9 protein-coding genes are annotated in these 14,148 nt (G+C 71.0%); 4 read left to right on the forward strand and 5 right to left on the reverse strand.

From position 1 onward, the window contains the following. Positions 1-111: 111 nt before the first annotated feature. The 3 genes from KCH87_RS20880 to mdlC form a co-directional block, all read right to left on the reverse strand. Positions 112-873, reverse strand: a complete 762-nt coding sequence (locus KCH87_RS20880) for an SDR family oxidoreductase (protein ID WP_210587690.1) — start codon at positions 871-873, stop codon at positions 112-114. 72 nt (positions 874-945) lie between these two features. After that, complete coding sequence (locus KCH87_RS20885) at positions 946-2,106, reverse strand: alpha-hydroxy-acid oxidizing protein (RefSeq protein ID WP_210587691.1); 1,161 nt, start codon at positions 2,104-2,106, stop codon at positions 946-948. Between the two features lie 218 nt (positions 2,107-2,324). Continuing rightward, positions 2,325-3,935, reverse strand: a complete 1,611-nt coding sequence (mdlC, locus tag KCH87_RS20890) for a benzoylformate decarboxylase (protein WP_210587692.1) — start codon at positions 3,933-3,935, stop codon at positions 2,325-2,327. Positions 3,936-4,168: 233 nt separating this feature from the next. Between mdlC and KCH87_RS20895 the strand changes: the two genes are divergently transcribed. Together KCH87_RS20895 and KCH87_RS20900 are read left to right on the forward strand one after the other, a co-directional pair. Continuing rightward, positions 4,169-4,804, forward strand: coding sequence for a non-oxidative hydroxyarylic acid decarboxylases subunit B (locus KCH87_RS20895; RefSeq protein ID WP_210587693.1), 636 nt, complete (start codon positions 4,169-4,171; stop codon positions 4,802-4,804). Next, positions 4,767-6,248, forward strand: a complete 1,482-nt coding sequence (locus KCH87_RS20900) for a UbiD family decarboxylase (RefSeq protein WP_210587694.1) — start codon at positions 4,767-4,769, stop codon at positions 6,246-6,248. The genes KCH87_RS20895 and KCH87_RS20900 overlap by 38 nt, the downstream gene beginning before the upstream one ends. A gap of 14 nt (positions 6,249-6,262) precedes the next feature. Here KCH87_RS20900 and KCH87_RS50455 read toward each other — a convergent pair whose 3' ends face one another. Then, positions 6,263-9,091 (reverse strand): LuxR C-terminal-related transcriptional regulator, encoded by a 2,829-nt coding sequence (locus tag KCH87_RS50455; protein WP_210587695.1) that lies wholly within the window; start codon positions 9,089-9,091, stop codon positions 6,263-6,265. Positions 9,092-9,628: 537 nt separating this feature from the next. Then, complete coding sequence (locus tag KCH87_RS20910) at positions 9,629-10,321, reverse strand: SpdA protein (protein WP_210587696.1); 693 nt, start codon at positions 10,319-10,321, stop codon at positions 9,629-9,631. Positions 10,322-10,718: 397 nt separating this feature from the next. On the opposite strand from KCH87_RS20910, the gene KCH87_RS20915 reads away from it, so the two are divergent. Further along, a complete protein-coding gene (locus tag KCH87_RS20915; protein ID WP_210587697.1) occupies positions 10,719-11,534 on the forward strand; it encodes an ABC transporter ATP-binding protein in 816 nt (271 codons plus the stop codon). Beyond that, positions 11,531-14,017 carry an FtsX-like permease family protein gene (locus KCH87_RS20920; RefSeq protein ID WP_210587698.1) on the forward strand — a complete coding sequence of 829 codons (2,487 nt, stop codon included), beginning with the start codon at positions 11,531-11,533 and terminating at the stop codon, positions 14,015-14,017. Before KCH87_RS20915 ends, KCH87_RS20920 begins: the two co-directional genes overlap by 4 nt. Positions 14,018-14,148 lie beyond the last annotated feature (131 nt).

Raw genomic sequence — 14,148 nt, forward strand, 5'->3', positions numbered from 1 at the left:
CCGCTGCTGCCACTGGAGCTGGCCGTCCTCGATGTGATCCCCACAGGTGGCGACGGCGTCGCCGCAGTCCGCGCGAAGCCCGCGGTACGCGGCGTTGACCCTGAACCCCTGCTAGAAGCCTCGGCGTACGCCCCCGTCGATCGACAGCATCACGCCTGTCAGATACGACGCGGCGGGCGAGAGCAGGAAGGCGGCGCTCCGGCCGAACTCGTCCGGGGTTCCGTACCGGCGCAGGGGGACGTCGGCAGTCGCACGCTCGCGGGTGGCGTCTGCGTCTTCAGCCCGGTCGTAGAGTTCGCGCACCCAGTCGGTTTCGATGTGGGCGGGCACGAGGCCGACGGCACGGATGCCCTGCGGGCCCAGCTCGTTCGCGAGATTCTTGGCGTAGCCGGCCAGGCCCGGCCTGAAGGCATTGGAGATCGCCAGGCTGGGAATCGGCTCGTACACGGAGGTGGAAAGGACGAAACCGATGACACCTCCCTCGCCCAACTCCACCGCGACGGCACGGGACAGCCGCACCGCACCGAGGAAGACCGTCTCGAAGGCGGCGCGCCACTGGTCGTCGTCGATGGTGTCCGACGTACCTGTCGGCGGCCCGCCGACGCTGACGAGCACCCCGTCCAGTCGCTTGAAGGCATCACGGGCCGCAGCGATCAGCCGTTCCGGAGCCCCGGCGTCGGCGTTGTCGGCCACGACGCCGACTACCTGCCCCGTGCCGCCGAGTTCCTCCTCGGCCGCGGCCACCGACTTCTCGCTGCGGCCACTGACCACCACCCTTGCGCCCTCCGCCACCAGCTCGCGTGCGGCGGCCCTGCCCAACCCGCGGGTGCCACCGGTGACGATGTACACCCGGTCCTTCAGTCCCAAGTCCATGACTACTGTCCTTGCTTCGTGAGTTCGAACCGGTCATCCGTTAGAGCTTCGGCACCCGTCAGACCGCGGGTGTCAGGTGAGGCGGCGGAGGGCGTCGGGGGTGAGGTCGGCGAGGGTGGGGTAGCCGTCGACGGCCATGATCAAGTCGGCTTCGGCGAGCAGGGCCCGTAGGACGTGGACGATGCCGGCTTCGCCGCCGTAGGCGAGGCCGTACGCGTAGGGGCGGCCTACACCGACGGCTGTGGCGCCCAGGGCGACGGCCTTGACGATGTCCGCTCCCGTGCGGACACCGGAGTCGAACAGGACCGGCATGCCGTCGGCGGCCTCGACCATGGCGGGCAGAGCGTCGAGGGCGGGCAGGCCGCCGTTTGCCTGGCGTCCGCCGTGGTTGGAGCAGTAGACGCCGTCCACGCCGCCGTCCTTGGCGCGGCGGACGTCCTCGGGGTGGCAGATGCCCTTGAGGATCAGCGGCAGGTCGGTGATCGAGCGCAACCAGGGCAGGTCGTCCCAGGTGAGCGGGTTGCCGAAGATCCGCACCCACTCGGCGACCGCGGCCTTCGGGTCATCCTCCGGGCTCTTGGTGAGGCGGGAGCGGAAGACGGGGTCGCTGGTGTAGTTGGCCAGGCAGTTCCCGCGTAGCTGGGGGAAGTTGCTGGTGGTCAGGTCGCGGGGGCGCCAGCCGGTGATCCAGGTGTCCAGGGTGACCACAATGCCCTTGAACCCGGCCTTCTCGGCACGGTGGATCAGGCTCTCGGCCAGCTCCCGCTCGGTAGGGGTGTAGAGCTGGAAGAAGCCCGGGGTGTCGGCGAGCTCGGCGGCGACCTGTTCCAGTGGATCGTTGGTCAGCGTGGAGGCGATCATCGGCACACCGGTGCGGGCGGCGGCGCGTGCAGTGGCGAGATCGCCGTGGCCGTCCTGCGCGCACAGTCCGATGACGCCGACCGGAGCCATGAACAGCGGTGAGGGCAGGTGTATCCCGAACACGTCGACGGACAGGTCCCGGGCTGTGGCGCCCACCATCATGCGCGGGATGAGGCCCCAGCGTTCGAACGCGGTGACGTTGGCCCGCTGGGTCCGCTCGTCGCCGGCGCCGCCCGCGACGTAGGAGCGGACCGAGGCGGGCATCGATGCCTGAGCCAGCGGCTCCAACTCGTCGTAGGTCATCGGGAAGCGCGGTACCACCCCGCGCAGCCCGTCCTTGTAGATCTCGTCCTGATAGGTGCCGTAAGCCATGATCCGGACCTCCTTCACGCCCGCCGGGTTCGCTCCGTGCCCGCGTCTGTTCGAGCACATGGGCATGGCCTTCGTCGTGATCGGCTGTGCTCCGTCAGCCACCGCCCAGGTTGCCCAGGCAGTGCTCCGATGCCCGCCGACAGGCATCGGGGCACTGCTGTCGAGCCCACCGAGACCCAGGCGTGGAAGATGCACGCCACCTTCACGCTCGACCAGCGCTACAGCATGGCTGTCTGGGGCTGGGTGGAGACCACGATGACGGTGGTGGTTCCGGCGTCCAGGGCGGCGGTGAACTCCTTTTCGAGGGCTTCGGTGGTCTCCACCTCGACGGCCCGGCAGCCGTAGCCGCGGGCCAGGGAGGCGATGTCGATGCCGGGCAGATCGAGTCCTGGCACCCCAGGCGTCTCCTCCAGCACCGCGAAGGACTTGAGGATGGAGTACTCGTGGTTGTGCATGACCACGTAGACGATCGGCAACTGGTGCTGGGCGGCCGTCCAGATGCCCTGCACGGAGTACTGGAAGGAGCCGTCGCCGATCAGCCCGACCACCGGGCGGCTGACTCCGTTGGCGCGGTCGCCCAGAGCGACGCCGACGGCCGCCGGAGTGCCCCAGCCGATGCCACCGCTGGCCGTGGCGAAGAACGATCCGGACCGCACGGTGGGCAGCCACTCGATCTGCTGGGCCATGGTGGAGGTCGACTCGTTCACGATGACCGCGTCAGCAGGCTTGACCCTGCTCAGCGTTGAGTAGACCTCGGGCGGGGTCAGCGGGTTGTTGGGCGTTTGCGGGAGCTGGCGGGGCCGCGCCATAGGTTCGGGTGAGGTGCGGCCTGTGCCCTCCGCGACCAGGTCCACCAGCAGCTCGATGGCCGTTCGGGTGTCGCTGAGGAGGCTGTCGCCCATGCGCGCGTACGCGGCGACGGCGGGGTCGGCGGTGATGTGCAGCAGTTTGGTACCCGCCGGGAGGTATTCGCCGGGGACGTAGGGGTAGTAGCGGAAGACTTCGGCGCCGATCACGATCACCAGGTCGTGTTCGGCCAGGTGGTCGCCGATGGTCTTCACGGACATCCCGAGCGGGCCGCGGAAGAGCGGGTGGTCCTCGGGGAAGGAGGCACGGTCCAGCAGCGGGGAGCCGTAGACGGTCGCGCGGAGCTTCTCCGCCAGGGCGACCGCTGCGTCCCAGCCGCCGGCGCGGTCCACCTCGGGTCCGAAGACCAGGGCGGGGCTGCGGCTGGCCGAGATGCGGTCGGCGAAGAGCCGTAGCCGCTCGATGTCGGGGGCGACCCGGTCGCTGATGGTGCGTGTCCGGGTGAAGCCGTCCAGCGGCTGGTTCCAGTCGTCCATCGGGATGGACAGGTAGACCGGTCCGGCCGGGGGCTGCAGGGCCACCGCGTAGGCGCGCAGGAAGGCTTCGGGGACGTCCTCGGCCCGGTAGGGCTCGTAGGACCACTTCACCCAGGGCTTGGGCAGCGTCGCGGCCTCGCGGTTGCCCAGGTAGGGCTCGCCGATCAGCAGTTCCCGGTGCTGCTGCCCTGAGGTGATGATGAGCGGGGTGTTCCCCCGGTAGGCGGCGACCAGGTTCCCCAGGGAGTTTCCCACCCCGGCGGAGGAGTGCAGGTTGACCAGTGCGGGGCGGCGGGTGACCTGGGCGAAGGCGTCGGCCATCGCGATGACCGACGCCTCCTGGAGCCCCAGGACGTAGTGGAAGTCGTCGGGGAATTCCTGCAGGAAGGTCTGCTCGGTCGATCCGGGATTCCCGAACATCGTGGTGAGTTGCAGGGAGCGCAGCAGGTCGTAAGTGACGCTGCGGACGGTGGAGTTCTCGGTCATGGTGGCGCCCTTCAGCCGTGCGAGAGCATCAACTGAGCGTGAAATTACGCCTGCGACGAGGGGTTCGGCTTCGGTCGATTGACTGCATCGGCTTGGGTCGATCGCTTTCCTGCCGGGGCCGCTCCTGTTCTTTTGAGTCATCTGACGCATGCGGAGCGACCCCACCCGGGCGTGGAATCAGCCGTAGACCATTTCCAGCCGAGGCGATCGGATACGGAAGGCGGCGGACGCCCATGCCACGCAGAGTAATCGTGGGGATGACGGGGGCGACCGGCGCCGTGTTCGGTATCGAGTTGCTTCGAAGGCTGCGGGAGCAGTCGGATGTGGAGACCCATCTGGTGCTGTCCCCGTGGGCCAGGACGACCGTGCGCCTCGAAACCGGATTGTCGGCGCACGAGGTCACCGAGCTCGCGGATGCGACGCACGCCTGGAACGACCAGGGCGCGCCCATCTCGTCGGGGTCGTTCCGGGTGGACGGAATGGTCGTCGTGCCCTGCAGCATGAAGACGCTCGCGGGGATTCGCACCGGCTATGCCGAGGGGCTCATTCCCCGTGCGGCCGATGTGACGCTGAAAGAGGGGCGCCGGCTGGTGCTCGTACCGCGGGAGACCCCGCTCAGCGAGATCCACCTGGAGAACATGCTGGCGCTCTCGCGCATGGGGGCGAGGATCGTCCCGCCGATGCCGGCCTTCTACAACCGTCCCGAGACGATCGGCGACCTGGTCAGCCATCTCGTCGTCCGGGTCCTGGACCAGTTGGACATCCATGTGCCGTCGGCGCAGCGATGGAACGGCATGCCCCACTCTCCCGCACTGAAAGGAACCAGAACCGATGTCCGAGATCACCGACCTCCGGGCCTACCTCTCTGAACTCGAAGCGCTTGGGGACATCGAACGCATTTCCCGCGAGGTGGACCCGAAGCTGGAAGCGGCCGCGGTCACCCGGCTGTCCACCGAGAGGCGCCGGCCCGCCCCGTTCTTCGAGAACATCGGCGGAGTCGCCGAGGGATTCCGCATGATCGGCGCCCCGGGTGCCCTGTCCAGCAGTCCGGGGCATCCGCTGGCGCGCATCTCGCTTTCCCTCGGCCTGCCACACACCACGACCGCCGCCGAGTTGGTCGCGCATCTCGCCCAGGCGGGTACCAAGCCTCCGCTCCCGCCGCGGCGCGTGGACGCCGCCTCCGCGCCCTGCAAGCAGAACATCCTGCTGGGTGAAGACGCGAGTCTGGACCGCTTCCCTATTCCGTTCGTTCATCAGGACGATGGGGGGCCGTACGTCAACACCTGGGGCGTCATCGCCGCGCGCACCCCGGACGGCCGGTGGACGAACTGGTCGATCTCCCGGGTCATGATGATCGACGGTCGGCACATGACCGGGCTGGTGCTGCCGAGTCAGCACATCGGCATGGTCTGGCAGGAGTGGGAGGCCATCGGCGAGCCGATGCCTTACGCCATGGTCCAGGGCGGCGACCCGGGCATCGCGGTCGTCGGCGGTATGACTCTTCCGGCCGGCGTGGACGAGGTCGCCTACCTCGGAGCGCTGCTGGGCAAGCCGGTCGACGTGGTGCCGTGCGAGACCAACGACCTTGTGGTGCCCGCCAGTGCCGAGGTGATCATCGAGGGGCATCTGTCCGCCAGCCGGGACGCGGTGGAGGGCCCGTTCGCGGAGTTCCACGGCTGGGCGCTGCCCGAGACCTCGCCGCAGCCGCTGTTCAGCATCGACGCGATCACCTACCGGGACGACCCGATCTGGCCGCTGGCCGCCGCCGGACGCCCTGTCGACGACTCACATGTCGCACCGGCCGCGGGAATCTCCGCGGAAGTCGTCACCATCCTGCGCGAGGCGGGACTGCCGGTCACCACGGCCTGGCTGCCGCTCGGCGCCGCCTGCTTCTGGACCGTGATCACCGTGCCGCAGAACTGGCGCGAGGCGTTGCCAGGGATGGACACCGCACGGTTCGTGCACCGCATCGGCGAGGTGCTCAACGGCAATCGGGTCGGGCGCCTCTCCCCGGTCGTCTACGTGCTGGACGACGACGTGGACCCGTCGAACGACTCGGACCTGCTGTGGGCTCTGGGCACCCGGGTACATCCCTACCTCCGCCAGGAGCAGTGGTACGGGCCGATCATGCCCTGGTATCCGTGCTTCCTGGAGGAGGAACTGCACCGCGGCTGGGGAGCCGTCGTCGTGCATGACGCTCTGCTCCCGGCGGTGGGCAGCGGACGCGTTCCGCAGGCCAGCTTCGACGGCGTGTTCCCCGCCGATCTGCGGGCCAGGGTCCTGGCCGACGAAGCCGTCGCACCGAACGCGTAAGCGTGGGCGTGCGGCTACTGCTGAAGGTCCCCGCCTGGGTCGGCTTCGGGGTACTGGGCTTCCAGCGCAGCGCGGAGTGCGGCGCGGGAGGTGATACCGAGTTTGGGGAAGAGCCGGTGCAGGTGGGAACCGACCGTGCGGTGGGACAGGAACAGGCGCGCGCCGATCTCCTTGTTGGTGAGTCCGGTGGCGGCCAGCTCGGCGATCTGCCGTTCCTGGGTCGTCAGCACCGGCGGCGCCGTGTCCGACCGTGCAGCGATGGTCAGGCCGGTGGCGCGCAGTTCGTTGCCGGCCCGCTGCACCATCGCTCGCGCGCCGATCCGGTCGAAGGTCTCCATAGCGGCGCGGAGTTGGATGCGGGCGCCGGAGGTGTCACGGGTACGGCGCAGCCACTGTCCGTAGGAGAACTGGATGCGTGCCTGTTCCCAGGGATACCGGGCGGCTTCGGGAAGGGCCAGAGCTGCCTCGAACAGGGCGCCGGCCTCGTCGTCGTCCGCGGCCACAGCTGCGGCTGCGGCCGTGATCAGCGCGATGCGCGAGCCGATGCGGGGGAGGCCGGCCTTCTGGGCGGCGGCGACGTGTGCGCGGGCCTCTTCGCGGCGGCCGGTGCGCATCGCCGCCTCGACCAGGTCCAGCACCACCCACCGGTTCGGGATGCCGGCGCTCGGGGCACTGGGCGGATCGATCTGCGCCACCTGGGCGTGGGCTTCCTCGAAGTCGCCCTGGCCCATGGCCGCGAGATGCCGGGCAGAGCGGGCGTACGCCATGGTGGCGCTCATGCCGCGCGGCGCCGCCCAGGTGGTGGTCTCCTTGCTGCGCTCCCGGGCCAGTTCCACGTCACCGCGCAGCGCGGCACCCGATGCCAGCACGGCCCGGATCTGACGCTCCCAGAACGAGTAGCCGTAGCCGGTCGCCAGCTCCAGCCCCTGGAGCGCGAGGTTCTCGGCCTCGTCCCACTGCCCGTGCACATACGAGTCCTGGCAGAGCAGCATCAGCCCGGGGACCACCATGGCGATCGCGCCGCCGTCCCGCTCCCGCTCGATCATGCTCCGGACCGCGTACCGGTAGTCGGACAGGGTGTCCATCGCGACCGCCGCGAAGGCCAGCGGAATCACCTCCCAGGGCTCGGCGGCCGCCGGGAGAGCCGCGAATGCGCGGACCAAGCCTTCTCGGATGGAGTCCGAGGCCCGGGTGGGGTCGACATACGCGTCGTAGCACAGCTGGAAGGAGGCAACCTGCTCGGGCTCGAACCGGGCCATGGCCTTCCTGAGCAGTTCCCACGGTTCCGGCCGCAGGGTGTAGAGGCTGACAAGCAGCAGCGCGTAGAGGATGCCGTACTGGTCCCAGGAGTCCGGCCCTGCGGTCTCACTGGAATCGAGCGCCCGGGTCAGCAGCCCGTACGCGGCGGCTACGTCACCCTCGTTGTTCGTGAGCAGGTGGGCGGTGGCGGTGAAGACCAGCGCGGTCGGGGCATCCGGGGTCTGCCCGGCATCCGCCAGCAATGAGGTGACCTGGTCGAGTCGACCGGCCATGGTGGCGAGGTGGGCGGCCTCGACCAGGCGCCGGGACCGGTCTCCCGGATGCGGGCTGAGCTCACCCGCGCGCACCAGGGTGGCCACCGCGATCGACGCACGGCCACGCTGACGCGCCAGCAGGGCCGCCTTGTCGAGTGCCCGGGCCACCGCCTCGTCTGGTCCCGTGCTCGCCTCGGCCAGATGCCACGCCTGCCGCTCGGGGTCGAAAGCCAAAGCCTCGGCGAGGGCCCGGTGCACGGCCCGGCGCTCGCCGGGGAGGGCCAGGTACACGACCGCCGAGCGGGTCAGCGGATGGGCGAACGCCACCTGGCCGGAGGCGGCGTCGGCATGGACCATCCGTGCCCGCTGCGCCGGGGCCAGGTCGTCCAGGTCTATGGCGCCCTGGGTGGCGGTCCTTATGGTGTCCAGGTTGTCGTCAGCCGCCAGTGCAGCCAGGAGGAGCGCCTTCCGTGTCGTGGTGGGCAGCTGTTCGATCATGGGGGCGAAAGTTTCCAGCAGCCTCCCAGAGAGGGGCAGCACACTCGGCAGCGGCTGCCCACCGGAGCGCTGCCGGTCGTTGAGTGCCTCGGGCAGTTCCTGGAGGGCCAGAGGGTTGCCCGCGGCCTGGGCCAACAGCCGCCGCCGGACCGTCGGAGCCAGCGCGGGCCACCGGTCCTGCAGGAGCTCTGCCGCCGACTGGTCGTCCAGGGGCTGCACCGTCCGTTCCGGCAGCCGCACTTCGTGGAGGAGTCCCTCCAGCCCGGTGCGGGCGGCGGCGAGTAGCACCACGGGGGCGTGGGACAGCCGACGCGTGGCGAACCCCAGCACCGTGGCGCTGGCCGGATCGATCCTCGGCGCGTCGTCGGCCACCAGCAGCAGCGGGGATTCGGCGGCGGCCGCGCCGAGCAGGGCGAGTACGGCCGTCCCCGCCGTCAGGGGGTCCGGCAGAGCTCCCGGCGTCAGATCGAAGAGCTGGCGGAGGATGTCGCGCTGCGGGCCGGGAAGCTGATCGGCGTCCGTGCGCAGCGGGTAGAGCAGCTGGTGGACCATCGCGAAACTGATCCCGGCCTCGAACTCCATGCCGCAGGCGCGCAGCACGCGCATGCCGACGGCCCTGGCCCGGTCTGCGGCGACGTCCAGCAGCGCTGTCTTCCCCACGCCCGGGTCACCGCGCAGCAGCAGACCGCGGCCGAGCGGGCCGTACTGCGTGCGGTCCTGCCCGGCGAGCAGCGAGTCGATCAGCTCCAGCTCGCCCGCGCGCCCCACGAGGTCTCCGGGGCCGCAATCAGCGGGCTGCGCGGGATGCCGCCGACTGTCGGAAGTCGCCACAATGGCGAGGATAGGTTTCGCTGACGCCACGGCACAACGCGAACCGCGGGCGTGCCACCCAAGTTATGGGCCTTGGGTGCTGAACAGTCTGTCGATGCTGGTCAAGCCGATGGTCGGTATGGGTCGGGGATGGGAACCGATCCGAGTCGGTTCGAGGCTCAGTTCGTCAGCAAGACGGAGGGACCCGACGGAACATCGTGCACCCGGCCGTCTGCTTCACCGTGCTGCCAGGTGCCGTGGAACGCGCGGTCTCTGCCGGCATCGTCGGAGTCCGCGAACGCCTGCACCGACTGTCCCCACACCGCCGCGCACAGGTCCCGAAGCGCCCGCCACCCCAGCGTATGCAGGGCGAATTGAGGAGAGCCGGGCGCGACCGCTTGAGGGTGTGCACGTGTCGTTTGCGCTGCCCACCCACAGCCGGCGTGGGGTGAAACCGATGACGTCGGCGACACCCCCAAAGGGGCCTCGTCGTGTCACCACAGCTCGCCCAGCAACACCACCCTCGTGCGCAGGAACGAGCCCTGGGCAGACGCCCGATCAGCCGCGCCGCGCCTCCGCCTCGATCGCCGCATGATCGGTGGTGGTCGAGCGCACCATGGCGACGAGCATCCGGGACCTGGCCGCACCCACCCGCAGTCGCCTGCGCAAGGTCTCCGCTGAGATCGGCCGCTGATACGTCTCCCAGTGCCGTGCATCTTCCTCACGGGCACGCTGCAGGAGGTCGTCCTCGTCCGACCGCAGTCCTACCTGCTGGTCACCGGAACCGGAAGCCACGTCGGGCGAGTCAGCGACGCGTTCGTTGCTGTCTTTGGCCATCCGCCCCGCGTCCTCCACGGGATGTTGCGGGGCTTCCGGTATCGCGGATGCTGTCCGTCCGCCTTCGACACTGCTGATGGCTTGCAGGAGACCTGGTCCGACCTCGGCCCAGCCGATCAGCAGCAGTGGTCCGACCGCGTCAAAGGCCGCCTTGCCGGTCTGGCCGGCGAGCAGCGGATCGGTCACGTTCAGTGCCAAGGTCATCACGCTGGAGAAAACCAGCAGCCGACGCGCAGGGCGGAGTTGCTCGGGACCTGCGCCGTGCAGGGCGAGGTAGCGGATGCCCAGCAGGAGCCCCAGCACCGACAGATCCACCGCCGGAGCCACCAGGGGCGCCACCCACGGCGGCACGCCCAACCTCAATGCCAGGGTCCACACGTTCCCGAAGCCGAACAAGAAGGTCAGCCCCACCACTGACGCCATGATCATGGTGACAAGGCGAAGAGTGATCTCCCGTTCGAAGGAGGCGCCCGGACGCGTGCTCGTGGGCGTTGGCTGCCTGGCCATCTACCCCACCACCAGCCGCGTGTGCTGCGACAGGGTGTGGGCGTAGTGGTCGCGTCGGTCCCCGGACATGCGGAATCACCCCACCAGTCCCGTTTCGCGGGCAGGGAAACCGGCACCCGCCTCCGGCTCCCGGCCGAGCGCGGGTGCTCTGTCGTTTCAGCGGCTTTCTGGGCTCCTTCTCGAGCCCTGCGCGGTGCCCTCGGGTTATCCCCACCCCGGATCCGCCAGCAGCCGCCATGGTCCGCGATGACCGTGATCCGTAGCTTCGAGTCATCGGCTCGAAAAGATCGCGAGAGGACGGACCATGAGGCTGCGCAGCGGTAAGCGGCAGAAGACGGACGACCGGCCGGAGGCGCAGGGCACCCCCGGTCTCGCCGTCGAACTGCGCGGCGTCCGGCGGCAGTACGGCCGCGGCGCCGGTGCCGTGCACGCGCTCGCGGGCATCGATCTCGCCCTGCCGCGCGGCACGTTCACCGCCGTCATGGGCCCTTCCGGCTCCGGCAAGTCGACCTTCCTGCAGTGCGCCGCCGGCCTCGACCGGCCGTCGGCCGGCTCCGTGCGCCTCGGCGGTACGGAGATCACCCGCATGCGTGAGAACCAGCTCACCGAGTTGCGCCGCAGCCGCCTCGGCTTCGTCTTCCAGGCCTTCAACCTCCTGCCGTCCCTGACCGTCGAGCAGAACGTGCTGCTCCCCATGCGCCTCGCAGGGCGGCGCCAGGACCGCCGACGGGCCCAGGCGGTGCTCGCGCAGGTCGGCCTCGCCGACAAGGCGAAGCGCCGGCCGGGCGAGCTCTCCGGCGGCCAGCAGCAGCGCGTCGCCATCGCCCGCGCCCTGGTCACCAGCCCGGACGTGGTGTTCGCCGACGAGCCGACCGGCGCCCTCGACACCGGCACCGCCGCCGAGGTCCTCGGCCTGCTCCGGCACGCGGTGGACGCCCTCGGGGCCACCGTCGTCATGGTCACCCACGACCCGGCCGCGGCCGCCTGGGCCGACCGCGTGCTGTTCCTCGCGGACGGCGTCTTCGCCGGCGGCCTCGACCGCGGCTCGGCGGACCAGATCGCGGCGCACATGACCGCCCTCACCTCCCGTACCGGCGCGATGGTGGGGGTGGCGGCGTGAGGAGCTTCGCCCCCAACGGCCTCGCCCGCGCCGCCGTACGCTTCAAACCCGCGTCGTTCGCGGGCACGTTCGTCGCGCTGATGATGGCGGCGCTCATCGTCTCCGCCTGCGGCATCCTCCTGGAGACGGGCGTCCGCGCCTCGGTTCCGCCCGAGCGGTATGCGAAGGCGCCGGTCGTCGCGGCGGCGGACCAGTACGCCCGCTTTGTCACGGGCAGCGGGGACGGCCGGTCCGAGTCGGCGGACCTGCTGCCGGACACGGCGCGCGTGGACGCCGCGCTGGCGGACAAGGCGGCCCGTGCGCCCGGCGCGGAGGCGGCAGTACTGGACTTCACGTTCCCGGTGCGCCAGGGCGACGGCGCGCTGACGGGCCACGGCTGGGGATCGCACGCCTTCACCGGTGCCGCGCTCACCTCCGGGGCCGCGCCCCGTACCGGCGAGGTCGTGCTCGACGCCGCCGCTGCGCGGTCCGCGAAGGCGGGCGTCGGCGACACCGTCGCGCTCGAAACCGCCACCGGACGCGCCGACTTCCGCGTCTCCGGGCTGGCGAGGGCCGGATCCGGCGACGCGGCCCAGAGCGCGACGGGCTGGTTCGCCGACGCCCAGTCCTCCGCGCTCGCCGGGCATCCCGGGAAGGCCGACGCGATCGCCGTACTCGCGAAGGACAGGGTGGACGCCGACACCCTCGCCGCCGGCGTGAAGAAGGCGCTCGCCGGCTCCGGCGCCCAGGTGCACACCGGCGACGGCCGCGGCGCCGTCGAGGACCGCGGGCTCGGGTACGCAAAGGAGATGCTCACCGGGCTCGGCGGCTCCTTCGGCGGGGTCGCCGCCATGGTCGCCGTCTTCACGGCGTCCGGCACGGTCGCGCTGTCCGTCGCCCAGCGTGCCCGGGAGTTCGCGCTGCTGCGTGCCGTCGGCGCCACTCCGCGGCAGATCCGCCGCGCGGTCGCTGGCGAGGCACTGCTCGTCGCGCCCGCCGCGGGGCTGGTCGGCTGTCTGCCCGGGATCGGGCTCGCGCACTGGTGGTTCGGGCAGTTGACGGACCGCGGGGCCATACCGGAGGCCGTGGACCTGCACGTCTCCTGGATTCCGCTCGTCGTCGCCGTCGGCATGGGGCTGCTGACCGCGCTCGCCGCCGGCTGGGCGGCCGGGCGCCGGCCCGCGAAGATCAAGCCGGGGCAGGCGCTCACCGAGGCGTCGGTGGAGCGGCTGCGGCCGGGCGTGATCCGTACCGTGCTGGGCTTGGGCGCCCTCGTCGGCGGCGGGTTCCTCACCGTCCTTGCGGCCCGTTCGGCCGGGGAGGACGCGGCCAACGTCGCCCTCGGCGTCGTCATGCTCTTCATGCTCGCCGTCGCGCTGCTCGGCCCGCTGGTGGCGTGGCTGTGCGCGGCGCTGTTCGGGCTCCCGATGAGCGGCGGTGGCGCCGCGGCCTCGCTCGCGGCCGCCAACTCCCGTACGAACGCCCGTCGGCTGGCTTCCGCGATCACCCCGATCGTGCTGGCCATGGCCTTCGCCTCGACGCTCGTCTTCATGCACACGAGCGAGAGCCACGTCGCCGCGAAGCAGCTGCGCGCCGGCGTCACCGCGGACCACGTGGTCACGGACCCGGCCGGACTGCCCGCCGACGCCGTCGACCGGGCCGCCCGCGCGCCCGGCGTCGACACGGCTGTGGGCCTGCTCAGCACACAGGTGCTCGTGGCCGTCGGGTCGGGCGGCGGCCAGTGGCTTCAGGGCTCGGCGACCCAGGGCATCTCCGGCTCCGGCGCGCAGCTCGCGAAGGTGCAGGATCTCGACGTGCGCAGCGGCAGCCTGGACCGGGTCGGCAAGGGCGGGATCGCCATCGACAGGACGCTCGCCACGTCGGCGAAGGCCAAGGTCGGCGACAGGCTGACCGTGTACCTCCCGGACGGCACGAAGACCAGCCCCGAGGTCGTCGCCGTGTACGGCCGCGGGCTCGGCCTCGCGGCGGTGACCATGGACCGCGCGTCCCTGGCCGCGCACGTCACCTCGGGCTTCGACAGCACGCTGCTGGTACGGGGCGGAGACGCGACGGCCCTCGCCGCGCTCGGCAAGGTCACCGACGCCTCCGGCTACGCCGTCGAGCAGAACACCGACCGTGAGCTCAACGCCTGGGCCAACTACACGATGGCCGGCGTCCTCGGCGGCTTCGCCGCCGTCGCCGCCGTCAACACGCTCGTGATGACCGTCCTCGACCGCCGCCGCGAGCTCGGCATGCTCCGCCTCGTCGGCTCCACCCGCCGCCAGGTGATGCGGATGCTGCGCTGGGAGGGCCTGCTGGTGGCCGTGGCCGGCATCGTCCTCGGCACGGCCATCGCCGCCGCGACGCTGATCCCGATGATGCGGGGCCTCACCGGCGAGGCCCCGTACGTACCTCCGCTGGTGTACGCGGCTTTCGCAGGGAGCGCGGTGGGACTGGGCCTGCTGGCCGTGACCCTGCCGGCGAGGGCGGCGCTGCGACGCTGAGGGACGGCGGTGCTGGGGCGCGCGCTCGGCGTTCAGGGTCGGCGTCGTGCGTGGGCCTCCCGCCGTACCGCCGGCGAAAACGGATACGATAAGGCCGAAACTCCCGCTTGAGGGGGTGTGTCCTCAGTGAA

Origin of the sequence: Streptomyces sp. GESEQ-35, from assembly GCF_017948485.1 — a bacterium.
Lineage (GTDB): Bacteria > Actinomycetota > Actinomycetes > Streptomycetales > Streptomycetaceae > Streptomyces.